The sequence below is a fragment of the Aquimarina sp. AD10 genome, assembly GCF_003443715.1.
Classification (GTDB): Bacteria; Bacteroidota; Bacteroidia; order Flavobacteriales; family Flavobacteriaceae; genus Aquimarina; species Aquimarina aggregata.
Genome location: NZ_CP031965.1, coordinates 2,138,237 through 2,154,867, shown reverse-complemented (window position 1 = coordinate 2,154,867; position 16,631 = coordinate 2,138,237). Strand labels below are relative to the sequence as shown.

14 protein-coding genes are annotated in these 16,631 nt (G+C 33.1%); 11 read left to right on the top strand and 3 right to left on the bottom strand.

The features are described 5' to 3' along the window. Positions 1-90 precede the first annotated feature (90 nt). Positions 91-1,632 (top strand): RICIN domain-containing protein, encoded by a 1,542-nt coding sequence (locus D1816_RS09040; protein WP_118502362.1) that lies wholly within the window; start codon positions 91-93, stop codon positions 1,630-1,632. Positions 1,633-1,718: 86 nt separating this feature from the next. On the opposite strand, the gene D1816_RS09035 is transcribed toward D1816_RS09040, so the two are convergent. Together D1816_RS09035 and D1816_RS09030 are read right to left on the bottom strand one after the other, a co-directional pair. Beyond that, positions 1,719-2,672, bottom strand: a complete 954-nt coding sequence (locus tag D1816_RS09035) for a transketolase family protein (protein WP_118502360.1) — start codon at positions 2,670-2,672, stop codon at positions 1,719-1,721. A gap of 22 nt (positions 2,673-2,694) precedes the next feature. Next, a complete protein-coding gene (locus tag D1816_RS09030; protein ID WP_118502358.1) occupies positions 2,695-3,540 on the bottom strand; it encodes a transketolase in 846 nt (281 codons plus the stop codon). Between the two features lie 177 nt (positions 3,541-3,717). On the opposite strand from D1816_RS09030, the gene tgt reads away from it, so the two are divergent. From tgt to D1816_RS25620, 10 genes are all read left to right on the top strand, one after another. Continuing rightward, complete coding sequence (gene tgt, locus D1816_RS09025) at positions 3,718-4,848, top strand: tRNA guanosine(34) transglycosylase Tgt (protein WP_066319530.1); 1,131 nt, start codon at positions 3,718-3,720, stop codon at positions 4,846-4,848. Position 4,849: 1 nt separating this feature from the next. Continuing rightward, entirely contained in the window at positions 4,850-5,920 is a 1,071-nt protein-coding gene (locus D1816_RS09020) for an LptF/LptG family permease (RefSeq protein ID WP_066319532.1), read from the top strand. Further along, positions 5,907-6,839, top strand: coding sequence for a DMT family transporter (locus D1816_RS09015; protein ID WP_066319534.1), 933 nt, complete (start codon positions 5,907-5,909; stop codon positions 6,837-6,839). The genes D1816_RS09020 and D1816_RS09015 overlap by 14 nt, the downstream gene beginning before the upstream one ends. Before the next feature lie 51 nt (positions 6,840-6,890). After that, positions 6,891-7,844 carry an acetyl-CoA carboxylase carboxyltransferase subunit alpha gene (locus tag D1816_RS09010; RefSeq protein ID WP_066319535.1) on the top strand — a complete coding sequence of 318 codons (954 nt, stop codon included), beginning with the start codon at positions 6,891-6,893 and terminating at the stop codon, positions 7,842-7,844. Between the two features lie 168 nt (positions 7,845-8,012). Continuing rightward, complete coding sequence (dnaB, locus tag D1816_RS09005; protein ID WP_118502356.1) at positions 8,013-9,554, top strand: replicative DNA helicase; 1,542 nt, start codon at positions 8,013-8,015, stop codon at positions 9,552-9,554. Positions 9,555-9,663: 109 nt separating this feature from the next. Next, positions 9,664-10,920 (top strand): asparagine synthetase B, encoded by a 1,257-nt coding sequence (locus D1816_RS09000; RefSeq protein ID WP_233565285.1) that lies wholly within the window; start codon positions 9,664-9,666, stop codon positions 10,918-10,920. A gap of 69 nt (positions 10,921-10,989) precedes the next feature. Continuing rightward, entirely contained in the window at positions 10,990-11,787 is a 798-nt protein-coding gene (locus D1816_RS08995) for a DUF6503 family protein (protein WP_118502354.1), read from the top strand. Positions 11,788-12,076: 289 nt separating this feature from the next. Beyond that, a complete protein-coding gene (locus tag D1816_RS08990; protein WP_118502352.1) occupies positions 12,077-13,201 on the top strand; it encodes an alanine--glyoxylate aminotransferase family protein in 1,125 nt (374 codons plus the stop codon). Positions 13,202-13,315: 114 nt separating this feature from the next. Then, positions 13,316-14,587 (top strand): TlpA disulfide reductase family protein, encoded by a 1,272-nt coding sequence (locus D1816_RS08985; protein WP_118502350.1) that lies wholly within the window; start codon positions 13,316-13,318, stop codon positions 14,585-14,587. Between the two features lie 365 nt (positions 14,588-14,952). Next, the gene (locus D1816_RS25620; protein WP_157766218.1) at positions 14,953-15,108 is read left to right on the top strand and encodes a hypothetical protein; all 156 of its coding nucleotides are present in this window, start codon (positions 14,953-14,955) and stop codon (positions 15,106-15,108) included. A gap of 218 nt (positions 15,109-15,326) precedes the next feature. On the opposite strand, the gene D1816_RS08980 is transcribed toward D1816_RS25620, so the two are convergent. Continuing rightward, positions 15,327-16,625, bottom strand: a complete 1,299-nt coding sequence (locus D1816_RS08980; RefSeq protein ID WP_118502348.1) for an amidohydrolase family protein — start codon at positions 16,623-16,625, stop codon at positions 15,327-15,329. Positions 16,626-16,631: the final 6 nt, after the last annotated feature.

Genomic DNA, 16,631 nt, shown 5'->3' with positions numbered 1-16,631 from the left:
TTATTTTTTTTATTAAAAAAATAAATATTTGTCTTTACGAGTTGTTATTAATTGTAAATTTGACATTTAATAACACAAACACTTTTAACAATGAAAAACAACAACTTAAGAATAGTTTTCTCTATTCTTTTAACAGTATTGTTTACAACAGTATTGTTTGCTCAACCCACACCACCATCTGGAAAATCATGGAAACGTGTAAATGCCTTATCAGATGAATTTAATTCACTCGATGGAAACAAATGGAAAAAGAATAGTCATGTAAATTGGAAAGGAAGAAGTCCAAGTCAGTTTAATCCAAACAATGTTTCTGTAAGTAATGGAAAACTTAAAATTAAAGGAACTCCTAAAGATCCAAATGTAGGAAGAATAGGAGATCGCATTTGGACTGGTATTTTGCGTTCTGATAAAGCTTCTTTTAAACCGGGAATGTATGCAGAAGCCAGTGTTAAAAATGCAGATATGACAATAGTATCGTCTTTTTGGATGCAAGGTCGATTTAGTGAAATAGATGTAATAGAAAATTGGGGAACAGTTAAGAATCAAAGATGGAAGAATTTAGAGACTACCATGGAAATGAATACTCATTATTTTCCTCAACCTTGTGGATTTGATTGTGATAGAACAACCCAAAAACATTTTAATGATGGAACCCGAAATGCAGACAATTTTAATGTTTATGGGGTCTGGTGGAAAGATGCTAGAACGATATTATGGTATAAAAACCCTAAGAATAGAGCCAACCCTGTAGCAGAGGTAAGACTGCCTTATAATTTTAACGAAGGTATGTGGATGTATTTTGACATGGAAGCATTTACATGGGGTCCAGGTGTTGCCGATAATAATGAGTTAAATAACAACAATCGTAATACTGCTCAATATGACTGGGTACATACTTATGAATTGGTTAATGGAGGAGGAGGCTCCGATCCAGATCCCGATCCAACAGGTAATGATAATGCGTTTTACATCGTAAATAGACAAACTCAAAAGAAAATTCGTCCACAAAATAATGCGGATGCATCTAAGATTATTCAGGTAGCCTCAAATGCAACCGATAATAATGTGAAATGGGAGCAAGTGAATACTTCTGGAGGATATTTTTATTTAAAAAACGTTCAGACAGGTAAATATTTTAGACCTGCTGGTGATAATGATGGGGCAGATATAGAACAACGCCCTACAAGTTATTCAGGAAACTATACCCAGTGGAAAAAAATAAACACTTCAAATGGGTTTTTCTATTTGCAAAATAGACAAACAGGAATGTATTTTAGACCTACTGGAGATAATAATAACGATAAGATGATTCAAAGGCCAACTTCTTATGGGGGAAATTACACCCAGTGGAAATTCCAAAACGCAAGTAGTAAATCTGCAGGTATTGCTACTTTAGATTTTAAATTACAGGCAATTGGCAATACCTTAAAAATAAATTTAGAAAAAGCTGGAGCAGTCTCAGTAAATGTATATGATCTAGGAGGTAATAATGTATATAATGATTCTTTTATTTCAAATACATCTGAGGTTTCTATTCCTTTTAGAAAAGGTGTAGGGTTAGCAACTGGTGTGTATATAGCTAAAGTAATTTCTAATGATCAAGTTAAAACAGTGAAATTTGCTATTAAGTAAATATCGTACTATTAGGCTATAATAATAATTAAGAAGACCGTCTAAAAAACTTTTTAGACGGTCTTACTATTTAATTTTAGTAAAAACTATTTTCTTTTAATCACCTTTTGAGCAGCGTTAGTTATTGCCGCGGCGTTTAATCCATATTTCTCCATAAGTTGTTCTGGTGTCCCACTTTCCCCAAAAGTGTCATTAGTAGCAATGAATTCTTGTGGAGTAGGGTGGTTTTTAACCAATACTCGTGATACACTTTCCCCCAGTCCACCTAAGATATTGTGTTCTTCAGCAGTTACAACGCATCCTGTTTTCTTAACAGAATTTAAAATAGCTTCATCATCTAAAGGTTTAATTGTATGAATATTAATTACTTCAGCGCTGATACCTTGTTCTTGTAATGTTTCAGCAGCTTGTAATGCTTCCCATACCAAATGTCCAGTAGCAACAATCGTTACATCTGTACCTTCTTGAAGAAGTACTGCTTTTCCGATCTCAAAAGTTTGATCTTCTGTAGTAAAATTGGCTACTTTTGGTCTTCCAAAGCGCAAATATACTGGCCCTTGATGATCTGCAATAGCAATTGTAGCTGCTTTCGTCTGGTTGTAATCACAGGTATTAATAACGGTCATACCAGGTAGCATCTTCATTAAACCAATATCTTCTAGTATTTGATGTGTAGCACCGTCTTCACCAAGTGTTAATCCTGCATGAGAGGCACATATTTTTACGTTCTTACCACTATAAGCGATAGATTGTCGAATTTGATCATAAACACGTCCTGTAGAGAAGTTAGCAAATGTTCCTGTAAAAGGTATTTTACCTCCTATAGTTAAACCAGCCGCAATCCCCATCATATTTGCTTCTGCAATTCCTATTTGAAAAAAGCGTTCTGGATTATTGGCAATAAAAGCATCCATCTTTAAAGAACCAATCAAGTCCGCACATAGTGCAACTACATTCTCGTTTGTTTTACCCAATTCTTCAAGACCAGCTCCAAAACCAGAACGGGTGTCTTTTTTTCCTGTATCTATATATTTTTTCATTTTCTTTTTTGATTTGGATAAATTAATAATCTCCTAGAGTTTCAGGGTTTTGAGCTAAACCGATTTTTAATTGCTCATCATTAGGAGCTTTACCATGCCAAGCATGAGTATGCATCATAAAATCTACACCGTTACCCATTATAGTGTATAATAATACACATACAGGTTTTCCTTTTCCTGTTCTACTTTTAGCTTCTTTTAACCCTTCAATAACCGCAGTTAGATTATTTCCTTCTTTGATTTCCATAACATCCCAACCAAAAGCTTCAAATTTTGCTTTTAAACTACCCATAGCCAGTACATCATCTGTAGATCCATCTATTTGTTGCCCATTTAGATCAATGGTGGCAATAAGATTATCTACTTTTTTTCCTGCAGCATACATAATAGCTTCCCAATTTTGACCTTCTTGTAGCTCACCATCACCATGTAAACTATAGACTAAATTATCATCATTGTTTAATTTTTTTGCTTGCGCAGCACCCAATGCTACAGACATTCCTTGTCCGAGTGATCCAGAAGCGATTCGAATTCCAGGTAGTCCTTCATGAGTTGTAGGATGTCCTTGTAATCTACTATTGATGAGTCTGAATGTATTTAACTCTTCTACAGGGAAATATCCGCTTCGAGCTAAAACACTGTAGTATACAGGTGATATATGTCCATTGGATAAAAAGAAGAGATCTTCTCCGATTCCATCCATATCAAATCCATCTTTTCTTTCTAGAATCTCTTGATAAAGAGCGACAAAAAATTCAGTACATCCTAATGAACCTCCTGGGTGTCCAGAGTTTACTTTATGTACTTGTCGCAGAATATCTCTACGAACTTGGGTTGCAAAATCTTCTAATTGTTTTGTTTTTGGCATTACGGTAGCTATTATCTTTATAATAAAGGCTCAAAAATACAGGTTTTGTATACGGTGACAAAATGTATATATAGCTTTTAATTAAGAAAGGATTGTTAATAACGAAAAGTTTTCGAAATCTTAAGGTGATTCATGTAATTTTAGTTAGTTATCTTTGCGCTCTATCAAATAAAAAATATGCAATTCGATCTTTTATCTAAAGACCCTCAAAGTAAGGCTAGAGCCGGAAAAATCACTACAGATCACGGTGTTATAGAAACTCCAATTTTTATGCCCGTAGGGACAGTAGCAACTGTGAAAGGTGTGCATCAAAGAGAATTGAAAAATGATATCAATCCTGATATAATTCTAGGAAACACTTATCATTTATATCTTAGACCTAAAACGACAATTCTAGAAAAAGCTGGTGGACTGCATAAATTCATGAATTGGGATAGAAATATTTTGACAGATAGTGGTGGTTATCAGGTGTATTCACTTTCTGCTAATCGAAAAATAAAAGAAGAAGGGGTAAAGTTTAAATCGCATATAGATGGCTCATATCATGTATTTACTCCCGAAAACGTAATGGAGATCCAGCGTACTATAGGGGCAGATATTATTATGGCGTTCGATGAGTGTACCCCATACCCCTGTGACTACAATTATGCCAAGAGAAGCATGCATATGACACATAGATGGTTAGATCGCTGTATGCAACATCTCGAAAAAATTCCGGTTAAGTATGGATATGATCAAGCTTTTTTTCCAATAGTACAAGGAAGTACCTATAAAGATTTAAGAAAACAGTCGGCAGAGTATATTGCCAACGCAGGAGCTGTTGGAAATGCAATAGGAGGATTGTCTGTAGGAGAGCCAGCAGAAGAAATGTATGCTATGACAGAAGTAGTTACCGATATTTTGCCAGAAGATAAACCTCGTTATTTAATGGGGGTGGGTACTCCTATTAATATATTAGAAAATATAGCGTTAGGTGTAGATATGTTTGATTGTGTAATGCCTACGCGTAATGCTCGTAACGGAATGTTATTTACAGCACACGGTACGATCAATATGAAAAATAAAAAATGGGAAGATGATTTTTCACCTATAGATGAAATGGGTATTACATTTGTAGATACCGAATATTCTAAAGCGTATTTAAAACATCTGTTCTCGGTAAATGAGTTGTTAGGAAAGCAAATAGCCACAATACATAATTTAGGTTTTTATATGTGGTTGGTTAGAGAAGCTAGAAAACATATATTAGCAGGAGATTTCTATAGTTGGAAAAATATGATGGTTAAACAAATGGATAAACGATTATAAATTGAAAATACTAGACTGGTACATACTTAAAAGGTATTTAGGGACATTTTTTACGATGATTTTACTATTTATTCCTATTGGGATTATAGTAGATGTTTCCGAGAAAATAGATAATATGTTAGAGCATAAAGTGCCTTTTAGTGCGGTTATAGGATATTATCTAGATTTCACAGTGTATTTTGCTAACTTGTTATTTCCACTCTTTGTATTTTTATCAGTAATCTGGTTTACCTCTAAACTAGCCAATAAAACCGAAATTATTGCATTCTTAAGTTCTGGTGTTTCTTTTTGGAGATTTCTTAGACCGTATATGATTGGTGCGGTTATTATTTGTGTTGGAGCATTGGCCATGGGATTGTTTTTGGCACCAAAGGCAAGTCAAGGGTTTAATGAATTTAAATATACGTATCTTAAAAAAGGGAAAAAGGTACAAGAAACAAGAAATATTTATAGACAACTTAATGATAGCGTGTTTTTATATGCTAATAAGTTTAACCCTTTAGAAAAATCAGCAAATAACTTTACTATAGAATATTTTAGTGGTAATGTATTGAAAACTAAGATTTCTGCAAGAAAAATTAAATTTAAAGATAGCATTTATGAACTTACAGATTTTGTAAAGCGAAAAATATTGGATGGTAAAGATATTCTTGAAAAAGAAACCAAAAAAGATACCTTACTTCCTTTTAATATAGACGAATTTACACCAGTAACTTATGTTGCAGAAACACTAAACTATACCGAACTAAGTGAATTTATAGAAAAAGAAAGTAAACGAGGTTCGTCTGATATAAATAGATACAAAGTTGTAGCGTATAAAAGATGGAGTCTTCCGATATCAGCATTTATTCTTACTATTATTGGGGTAGCTGTATCTTCGATGAAAAGGCGTGGAGGTATGGGAGTTAATCTCGCCGTAGGGATTTCACTAGCTTTTGTGTTCATCTTTTTTGATAAAGTATTAGGAACATTGGCTAATCAGTCTGATTTTCCCCCGGTCATTGCTGTTTGGTTTCCTAATTTTTCATTCGGAATTTTAGCAATTTATTTATTGTATAATGCCAAACGTTAAGCTTAAAAACTACCTACATTTACACTTTATTGTTTTTGTATGGGGATTTACAGCTATTTTAGGAGAGCTTATCACCATTGAAGCACTACCGCTTGTATGGTATCGAATGCTTTTGGCATCTGGATTTATTTTTTTGTATATCTACATTAAAAAAATAGCATTAATAGTTTCAAGAAAATTACTGATTACACTTTTTATTGCGGGAATTATAATAGCACTTCATTGGATTACCTTTTTTGCAGCAATCAAAGTTTCAAATGTCTCCATAACACTTGCAATGTTGTCTACAGGTGCATTTTTTACTTCTATCTTAGAACCCATTTTTTATAAAAGAAAACTAATTTGGTACGAAGTTTTTTTCGGAATATTAGTAATCTCAGGCCTTTATCTAATTTTTAAAGTAGAAGGGGAGTATACAACCGGAATTATCTATGCCTTGTGTTCGGCTTTTTTATCTTCTGTCTTCTCTATAATTAACGGAAAAATGGCAAAAGAGTACAATCCTTCAATGATTTCTTTCTACGAATTGTCGAGTGGAGTCTTATTTATTACTATATACCTCTTAGGGCTCACTTTTTTTGGAGAGCCCACAGCTGGATTTACAATTTCATTTTTTCAATTATCAACTTCAGATTGGTTATATATTATGATATTGGCTTCTGTTTGTACCGCATATGCTTTTATTGGATCCGTGCAGGTTATGAAGTATTTAAGTCCTTATACCGTCATGTTAACTATAAACTTAGAGCCTGTTTATGGGATCATATTGGCGTATATGATTTTTGGAGATGCTGAAAAAATGAACCCTCAATTTTATTATGGCGCTTTGATTATTCTAAGCACTGTAATATTGAATGGAATCTTTAAAAATGCTAAAAAAAGAAAAAGACCGTCAACTTTAGGTAACATTACAAAGTAAAGTTTTTATATTTGTCGGCTAACCCTAGTTAACATAAATATACTCTCGAGTATGGAATATTTAGAATTTGAACTCCCCATTAAAGAGCTTGAAGAACAGTTTCAAAAGGCCTGCGCTATAGGTGAAGAAAGTGAAGTAGATGTTACAGACACGTGTAAGCAGATCGAAAAGAAACTGAAAGAAACCAAGAAAGAGATATACAAAAATCTTACAGCTTGGCAACGTGTACAGCTATCTAGGCATCCTTCTAGGCCCTACACATTAGATTATATCGATGCAATCTGTGGAGAATCTTTTTTAGAACTTCATGGAGATCGTAATGTAAAAGATGATAAGGCGATGATCGGAGGACTTGGTAAAATTGGAGACCAAAGCTTTATGTTTATTGGCCAACAGAAAGGATATAATACCAAGACAAGGCAATATCGAAATTTTGGTATGGCAAATCCTGAAGGATACCGAAAAGCACTTCGTTTAATGAAAAGTGCAGAAAAATTTAATATTCCTGTAGTAACATTCGTCGATACACCAGGTGCTTATCCAGGTTTGGAAGCCGAAGAAAGAGGTCAAGGAGAAGCAATTGCTAGAAATATCCTTGAGATGACACGTCTTAAAGTACCTATAATTGTTGTTATTATTGGTGAAGGTGCAAGTGGTGGAGCGTTAGGAATTGGTGTTGGAGATAAAGTACTAATGTTAGAAAATGCTTGGTACTCTGTAATATCACCAGAAAATTGCTCCTCTATTTTATGGAGAAGTTGGGAACAAAAAGAAATAGCGGCAGAAGCATTAAAACTTACAGCCAAAGATGGTGTTAAGCTTAAAGTGGTTGACGGAATAGTAAGAGAACCTCTTGGAGGTGCTCATAGTGATCGAGAAACTACTTTTAAGACGGTAAGAGATATAATTTCTGCATCGTATGATGAATTAAAAAACTTATCACCAGAAGAATTGATTGAAAAACGTATGGATAAATATGCGAATATGGGAGTCTTTAAAGACTAACCCCTAAAAAATCACTTACTACCTAAATCTGAAGTTTGGAACTTCAGATTTTTTTATGCTTATTAACAATAAAATTTAGTTATCAACAGTTCATTTGTTAAAGACCGGTGGACATTCGTATCTTTGTAAGTAGGTACATCTCTTTACAATTTTTTTACATTCGTAGTCATGGAAAAAGTACAGCAAGCGCAGCAAACAAGTTACGGTCGGGGGAACGTAATTTCGCTGGAAAAAGGAAAAATACCTCCGCAAGCAGTTGATTTAGAGGAAGTTGTGCTTGGAGCAATGATGATAGATAAGAAAGGAGTCGATGAAATTATTGACATTCTTAATCCAGATGTTTTTTATCGAGAGTCACATCAATATATTTTTGAAGCGATTTATAAACTCTTCGAAAACTCTGAGCCAATCGACTTATTAACGGTTTCTAGTCAACTTAAGAAAGATTCGAAATTAGAATTAGCCGGTGGGGATTATTATTTGATACAATTAACCCAAAAAGTAGCTTCTTCAGCACATATTGAGTTTCATGCTCGTATTATTCTGCAGAAATACATACAACGTAGTTTGATCAAAATTTCAAATGAAATTATTGAAGAATCATATGATGAAACTACAGATGTTTTTGATCTGTTAGATATGGCAGAATCAAGATTATATGAAGTTACACAAGGAAATATAAAAAGATCTACAGAGACAGCACAAAGTTTAGTTATTCAAGCAAAAAAGAAGATTCAAGAAATATCTAATCAAGAGGGAATGAGTGGTGTCCCTTCTGGTTTTGATAAGCTTGACAAACTTACTTCAGGATGGCAACCGAGTGATTTGATTATTGTAGCTGCTCGACCAGGTATGGGTAAAACCGCATTAACCCTATCTATGGCCAGAAATATGGCTGTTGGTAGTAATATACCTGTTGCCTTTTTCTCTCTGGAGATGTCATCAGTCCAATTGATTACACGTTTAATATCTTCTGAGACTGGTCTTTCTTCAGAAAAATTACGTACCGGTAAACTTGAAAAACATGAATGGGAACAGCTTAATGTCAAAGTTAAAGATCTAGAGAAGGCTCCATTGTTTATTGATGATACACCTTCATTGTCAATTTTTGACCTTAGAGCTAAGGCGCGTCGTTTGGCATCTCAGCACGGTATTAGGATGATTGTTATCGATTACCTTCAATTAATGACAGCTGGAGGAAGCGGTAAAAATGGAAATCGTGAACAAGAGATTTCTACAATTTCTCGTAACTTAAAGGCTTTAGCAAAAGAATTAAATATTCCAGTAATTGCTTTATCTCAGTTATCACGTGCGGTTGAAACACGTGGGGGAAGTAAAAGACCTTTATTGAGTGACCTTCGTGAATCAGGTGCGATTGAGCAAGATGCCGATATTGTAGCTTTTATATTTAGACCAGAATATTATAAAATAGATGAGTGGGATGATGAAGAAAGATCACCAACTCAAGGGCAAGGAGAATTCATTGTTGCCAAACACCGTAATGGTGGTCTCGAAAATATAAGGTTAAAGTTTATTGGTCACTTAGGTAAATTTGATAACTTAGATGACTTTGGTACTCCGTTTGAGTTTCATTCTAAAATGAATGAAGATGAAGAAAATGATCCTTTTAGTACTAGTAATCTTCCTAGTGCAGATGAAGCTTTTGGGAGTAGTATAAATGATACAAATGATGATGAGGTACCTTTCTAGACTATATGCGTTAATTTAACTATATTTCAAGGTTGTATTTACTCATAGTCTGAGTATTAGACTTAATTAATTTAAAAAAAAATCAATGTATTTTGTGAAATCCTGTTATATGAGACTCTTTATGGTTGTTGTTATTTTATTTTCAGCACTACCATCATATGGGTCTTATGTCTTGATTCCAATGGATGTTGATGAGCAGCAAAATCACTTAAAAGCCTATGGTATCACCTATTGGACATTAAGTAAAGACTTAAAAGTAAAATGGCTTTTGAATTATCGAGGAGGTTCATTTTTGTTACCAGATACAGAAAGCATAAGAAAGGAATGTACAATTAGAGGAGTAACTTATGAAGTACTAAGTGATGCCGAAGCGCAAGGAGTACTTGAAGAAATTAGTAGTCCTTCTCAAAATATGGAAGCGGTAGTTCTTGAAAAAGCACCTAAAATTGCTGTATACTCTCCAAAAGGAAATCAACCATGGGATGATGCGGTAACAATGGTGTTAACATTTGCAGAGATCCCTTATGAAACTATATACGATAAAGAGGTATTAGAGGATAACCTTATTTTGTATGATTGGTTACATTTACATCACGAGGATTTTACCGGTCAATACGGTAAGTTTTATGCTACATATCGTGCAACACCTTGGTATATAAGAGAAAAGGCAGCGGCAGAAAAATTAGCAACATCATTGGGATATCAAAAAGTTTCTGAAGAAAAACTTGCAGTAGCTTTAAAAATAAGAGATTATGTTGTAGGAGGTGGTTTTATGTTTGCAATGTGTAGTGCTACAGATAGTTTTGAGATAGCTTTGGCTGCAGAAGGAGTTGATATATGTGAACCTATGTTTGATGGAGATCCAAGTGAACCTGGATATCAATCAAAAATAGATTATAACAGAACTTTTGCTTTCAAGAATTTTAAATTAGAACGCAGTCCTAATATATATGAATTTTCATCTATTGATATGACTCGCAGTCGTCGTATTTCTAAAACTACGGATTATTTTACACTTATGGATTTTTCTGCAAAGTGGGACCCCGTTCCTACTATGTTATGTCAGAATCATACAGCTTTAGTAAAAGGTTTCATGGGGCAAACAACAGCATATAATCCTAATGAGATTAAATCTAATGTATTGGTTTTAGGAGAAAATAAAACAAATGGCGAAGCACGCTATATTCATGGAATAAAAGGAAAAGGTTTCTTTACTTTTTATGGGGGACATGATCCAGAAGATTATACGCATAGAGTAGGGGATCCCAAAACAGAATTAGAGTTACATCCTAATTCACCCGGGTATCGCCTAATTTTGAATAATGTTCTTTTTCCAGCTGCAAAAAAGAAAAAACAAAAAACTTGATTTTTATTGTAAGGTAAGCTGAGTAACACGACTACATGGGTTAAATTAACTTATACCATATCTTTTCTCATGAAAAAACTAATTACATTATTTTTTGCGATATCGATTTTAGTATCCTGTAAGCAGGAAGTAAAATCAGAAAAAGAAGCTGTAGTTCCTGAAGCACCAAAAGAAACAGTAACACCAGACAGATCTAACAATTTTCCTAAAGACATAGCAGCAGTTTTTAAAGCTCATGGAGGTATTCAAGCATTTGATAACATGAATACACTTGTTTTTGAGTTAGAAAAAAAAGAAGGAAATGAGAAGCATACTACAGATCTTAAAACGAGATATGCTAGAATAGAAACAGATAAATTTGCCTTAGGTTTTGATGGCAAAGAAGCGTGGTTAGAACAAGAAGATTCTACTTCTTTTAAAGGTAATCCAAGGTTTTATCACAATTTGATGTTTTATTTTTATGCAATGCCCTTTGTTTTGGGAGATGATGGCATTTCTTATGAAAAAGTTGAAGACCTTAAAGTAGAAGACACTGCATATCCTGGTTATAAAATATCTTATGGAGCTGGTGTTGGTGATTCTCCTAAAGATAATTACTTTATTTATTTTGATAAAGAAACTAAGAAAATGAAGTATTTAGGATATACTGTTACTTTTTTTAGTAAAGAAACTAGTCAAAAAATTAGCTTAATAGAATATTCAGATTGGAATGATGTAAATGGTATTGTATTACCTAAAACATTAAAATGGAGAGACTATAATGAAGGAGTAGTTGGAGAGGTTAAAAGTGAAAGAAATTTTGTGAATGCAAGTGCAAGTAAAGAAAAACTCTCTATAAAAGTTTTTCAAAAACCTGTTACCCAGTAAATGCATGGAAAATATAAAAAAAACTTGTCTAATATTTTAGACAGGTTTTTTTATGGTCAAAAATACCGAAACTTTTTTTTCATAAAAAAACACTGCTTTTTTTTCGGATTTAATATTTCTTAGATGTCTTTTGAGTCTAATAATTGATAATTATTATTCTTGAAGAGAATTTTAACTAAAACTTGTATTGAGCTGTAAACTACAAATTTTAGAATTACCTAACTTTATATCCTTTATTTAAATCTAATTACGAAAACGATATAGTTGACAGTAAATACCTATTTTAATAATGTATAAAGAACTTAATACTAGTAACAGAATTCTAATGGGACCCGGTCCTTCTGATGCACACCCTAGAGTGTTAAAAGCAATGTCTACTCCTTTGATTGGTCATTTGGACCCAGAATTTGTAACCATTATGGATGAGGTTAAATCGATGGTGCAAGAAACATTTATAACAAAGAATCATTTAACATTTGTAGTATCCGCACCTGGTAGTGCTGGTATGGAAACTTGTCTAGTAAATCTTCTTGAACCTGGTGATGAGGTGATTATCGGTATAAACGGAGTTTTTGGTGGCAGAATGGCTGATATAGCAGAGCGTTGTGGTGCTAAAGTTCATAAAGTTGTAGTTCCTTGGGGTACGATTATTTCTACAAATGATATTAAGAAAGCTTTAGATATTTGCCCTAAGCCTAAACTAGTTGCTTTGGTACATGCAGAAACATCTACAGGAGCATTACAGCCGTTAAAAGAAATTAGTAATTTAGTGCATAATGCAGGTGCTTTATTAATGGTAGATGCAGTGACTTCGTATTGTGGTGTAGAACTTAAGGTTGATGATTGGGATATAGATGCAATTTATACAGGAACTCAGAAAAATTTAAGCGCTCCACCAGGGTTATCACCAGTTAGCTTTTCGGATAGGGCAGTTAAAGTTTTAGAAAATAGAAAGACTAAAGTACAAAGTTGGTTTCTGGATTTAAGTCTAGTAAAAAATTATTGGGGAGGAGCAAAACGAGCTTATCATCATACAGCACCAGTGTCATCTGTTTATGCTTTACGAGAATCTTTGCGAATTGTTTTAGAAGAAGGTATTGAAGAACGTTGGGAAAGACACCAAAAAGTACATCAAGTATTAAAAACAAAACTCGAAAATTTAGGGTTTGAATATTTAGTAGAAGAGCAGTATCGATTGCCTAATTTAAATTCTGTATTTCTTCCTGAGGGAAATGATGAGGCATTGCTGCGTTCTATATTACTAAATGAATATAATATTGAAGTAGGAGGTGGTTTAGGTGATTTTGCGGGCAAAATATGGCGAATTGGTATTATGGGAGAAAGTTGTACACTTAATCATGTAAATATGCTTATAAGCGCTTTGGACGATATAAAAGCGTTTAAAAGCAATTGAGATTAATATAAAACTCGAAAATACTAGAATCACTAGTGATTTGTTGGTTATTGAGGTAACATTTTTTCTTGTTAGGACATATAGTAATTATCATAACTATTAATTTTAATTTAGATGAATAAACTACTATTATCTGGCCTTATTTTGTTGTTTTTATCGTGTAATAAAAATAAAGGAGTAGAAAAAAGCATTGAAACGGGTGATTTTTCTGTAGTAATGCAAAAAAAAATAGCTTTAGGCGGAAAAACAAATTACACTTTTAGAACTTTAGATTCTATTCCTAAAGAACTTAAAGCGGTCCCTGAGTTAGATACTGTAAAACTTCAATATTTAATATTTAGAAGTAGCCTCGAACCGGATTCCATAGTACCCAATAAAATATATGCTTATTCAGGATATGATCAGGGGAAATTTGTGATTTCTTATGACCTTAATTTTAATAAGGATCTAACTGATGATAAAAAGTATTATTTCGATCGGCCATACGGTAAATGGACAAGAAAAGATAATTATCGTAAGAATATACCATATGATACGATACAATATCTAGAATATAAAGAAGGGAATGTGATCAAAGATAGTCTTATTTATAGAGTAGTACCTAATGATAGTACCGCTGTAAACCCTAATGATGCATCTTATGTAGAACAGGTGCTGAAGATGGATACCTATAATCATTGGTGGTATGGTGAATTTATTTTGAATAATGAAAAATACAAGACCTCTATTCAACCAAGTAGTTTTCTTAAAACTTCAATTACGTATAGTAAGCTAAATGAAGATTTTCCTCAGCGCGAAGATTATGATTTTGTTGACACAGAACTTAAGGATACAATTGAAATAGAAAATTCGTACTATCGTATTGATAGTATTAGTAATGATTTTTCTGAACTTTTTTTGAAAGATTTGAAGATTAAAGAAAGATCACATGGGGTTTCTTCAGGGGAGAAAATAAAAGATTTTAAATTTAATGATATAAGGTTTAGATCTTTAAGTTTTTCACAACTATTAGTAGATAAGGACTACTTACTAATAGATTTTTGGGGTACTTGGTGCGCACCATGCTTAAAGCTTAACCCTAGTGTACTAAAAATAAATAATGAACATGCATCACAACTTTCAATTTTAAGTTTTGCCTATGATGACAAAAGAAATAAAGTTTTTGAGCATGTTAAAGAGTATCAAATGGATTGGAATCATGTGTTTTTACAAAGGGATTTAAAAGATGGAACAAAAACCTACCCTAAAATCCTTAAAGAGTTGAAAATTGAGGCTTTTCCTACATTTATACTATTAGATAAGAACCGAAATATTCTTGTTAGAGGCACAGGTGAAGTCTCTTTAAACAAGATCAAAGAGATTCTTTTAGAAAAAGATAAAACTTAAGAGAAGTAACCAGTATTATAAACAACAACATGATTACTTAAATTTTATGTATTTGTTTATTTTGATTTCTAAATACTAAAAACCCTCATAAATAAGAACTATTGTTTTTAGATAAAACTAAACAAATAAGAACTAAATCTAATAAATTTAAAACAACAACAGTAATTGTTTAATGTTTTGATATGTAGGTTTTTATAGAGTTGATAGTTGTGTAGTAAAATATAAGTTTAAGCTGCCCTAAATTGTACAAATTAGGGCGATATGGTTTTTCATCGAGTTGAATATTGTATAACTTGATCTTATTCAACTAGTAATAAGGTATCGCCGAAAACCTGTATAAAATGTAGGCATTAATACAATTAATTATGAAAAAATCTAGGAGCTTAAAATTGAATCTTGACAAGCAAACTATTTCAAAGTTACATCAAAGAACGATTAAAGGAGGACAACATCATACATGCACACCTACATGTACTCAAACAGCTTTGCATAGTAGATGTGGTAATCAACAATGCTATTAATTTTTTACTTAAGGAGTTTTAAAACTCCTTGACTTTGAGAATAAACAAAATAATTACCATAAAATAGTCAGGCTTGATGTATAAGCCTGACTTCTTTTTATTAGATTAAATTTATCATGACCATTTTATTTTTTGAAAATGGGGCTTAGTACAAAAAAGCCAAGATTAAGTCATAGTATAAAACTCTCAACATTCTTAATTAGAAAGAGTTTTTGCAATTATTTTGAACCATACTTGGAACTATATCGTTTCCAAAGTTTGGTTTGATGACTTTCTAAACTAATATCACGTCCTTGTATAAAGACTTTTTCTATTTGATTCGTTCTCATATCAAGGGCATCACCCAAACTAATAAATAAGGTTGCATCTTTACCTACTTCAAGTGTTCCTGCAATACTATCAATTCCTAATATTTTAGCACTGTTACCAGTAATAAGTTGTAATGCTTTTTCTTTATCAAGACCATGTGCAGCAACAGTACCAGCTTGAAAAGGAAGATTACGAGCATTAGCACGTTCCATTTGACCGCTATTTTGTAATGCGACTAATACGCCTGCATCCATTAATAGCTTTGCATTTTTATAGGGCAGGTCGTAATCATCATCTTCAAAATTAGGTTCAGAATGAGTTCTTGTTAATAGCACCCCGATATTATTTTGTTTTATTTGGTTCGCAATTTTATATGCTTGATCTGCTCCAACTAGAACTATTTTCTTTAGAGCATGTTTTTTAGCGAAAGACATAACATCTAAAATTGCTTTTTCATGTGCTACATGAACAAATAATGTTTTTGAACCATCAAAAATACCTTTCATTGCAAAATGAGGTAGGTTTTTTGTAGGAGACGAGGATTGAATAGTCGCTTTAGCTTGATTGATAAAATCTTCGATTTGAGTTACTTGTTCATCATACTTTTTGTTGGGTTTAAAGCCTGGGTCTTCTCCTAGCCACCAACGGCCTCTTGTAACTGTATTTGGCCAATTCATATGAATGCCATCATCGGTTTTTAGTGCAGCATCCTCCCAATTCCAAGCATCTAATTGTACAATAGATGAGGTTCCAGAAATAATGCCACCACGAGGCGTTATTTGAGCCATCAGAACACCATTAGGACGCATACTTTCTACAATTTTACTTTCTGCATTATATGCTATAATACTTCGAATATGTGGATTATAATTTCCTAATTCACTATCATCATCGGTAGCACGAACAGCACCTATTTCTACTAACCCTAATGTAGTATTAGGGGCTATAAAACCAGGATAAATATGTTTTCCTGATGCATCTATTGTTTTTCCTTCAGCAGGGATGCTTCCTTGAACTCCTATAGCAGTTATTTTTCCATTTTTAAAAATAAGAATACTATTTTCTATAATTTCTCCAGTGCCAATGTGCGCAATAGCCCCGCTAATAGAGATAGTTTCACTTTGTTTTTTTGCTGGAGTTTGTTGTGCTATACTACTATTTCCGATAGAAAAGGTAAGCAACAATATTATGTATGATATTTTTTTCATGTTTTG

Coding starts and splice junctions, on each gene's coding strand:
- D1816_RS09040 (WP_118502362.1), top strand. CDS start 91: ATGAAAAACAACAACTTAAGAATAGTTTTCTCTATTCTTTTAACAGTA.
- D1816_RS09035 (WP_118502360.1), bottom strand. CDS start 2,672: ATGAAAAAATATATAGATACAGGAAAAAAAGACACCCGTTCTGGTTTT.
- D1816_RS09030 (WP_118502358.1), bottom strand. CDS start 3,540: ATGCCAAAAACAAAACAATTAGAAGATTTTGCAACCCAAGTTCGTAGA.
- tgt (WP_066319530.1), top strand. CDS start 3,718: ATGCAATTCGATCTTTTATCTAAAGACCCTCAAAGTAAGGCTAGAGCC.
- D1816_RS09015 (WP_066319534.1), top strand. CDS start 5,907: ATGCCAAACGTTAAGCTTAAAAACTACCTACATTTACACTTTATTGTT.
- D1816_RS09010 (WP_066319535.1), top strand. CDS start 6,891: ATGGAATATTTAGAATTTGAACTCCCCATTAAAGAGCTTGAAGAACAG.
- dnaB (WP_118502356.1), top strand. CDS start 8,013: ATGGAAAAAGTACAGCAAGCGCAGCAAACAAGTTACGGTCGGGGGAAC.
- D1816_RS09000 (WP_233565285.1), top strand. CDS start 9,664: ATGAGACTCTTTATGGTTGTTGTTATTTTATTTTCAGCACTACCATCA.
- D1816_RS08995 (WP_118502354.1), top strand. CDS start 10,990: ATGAAAAAACTAATTACATTATTTTTTGCGATATCGATTTTAGTATCC.
- D1816_RS08990 (WP_118502352.1), top strand. CDS start 12,077: ATGTATAAAGAACTTAATACTAGTAACAGAATTCTAATGGGACCCGGT.
- D1816_RS08985 (WP_118502350.1), top strand. CDS start 13,316: ATGAATAAACTACTATTATCTGGCCTTATTTTGTTGTTTTTATCGTGT.
- D1816_RS25620 (WP_157766218.1), top strand. CDS start 14,953: ATGAAAAAATCTAGGAGCTTAAAATTGAATCTTGACAAGCAAACTATT.
- D1816_RS08980 (WP_118502348.1), bottom strand. CDS start 16,625: ATGAAAAAAATATCATACATAATATTGTTGCTTACCTTTTCTATCGGA.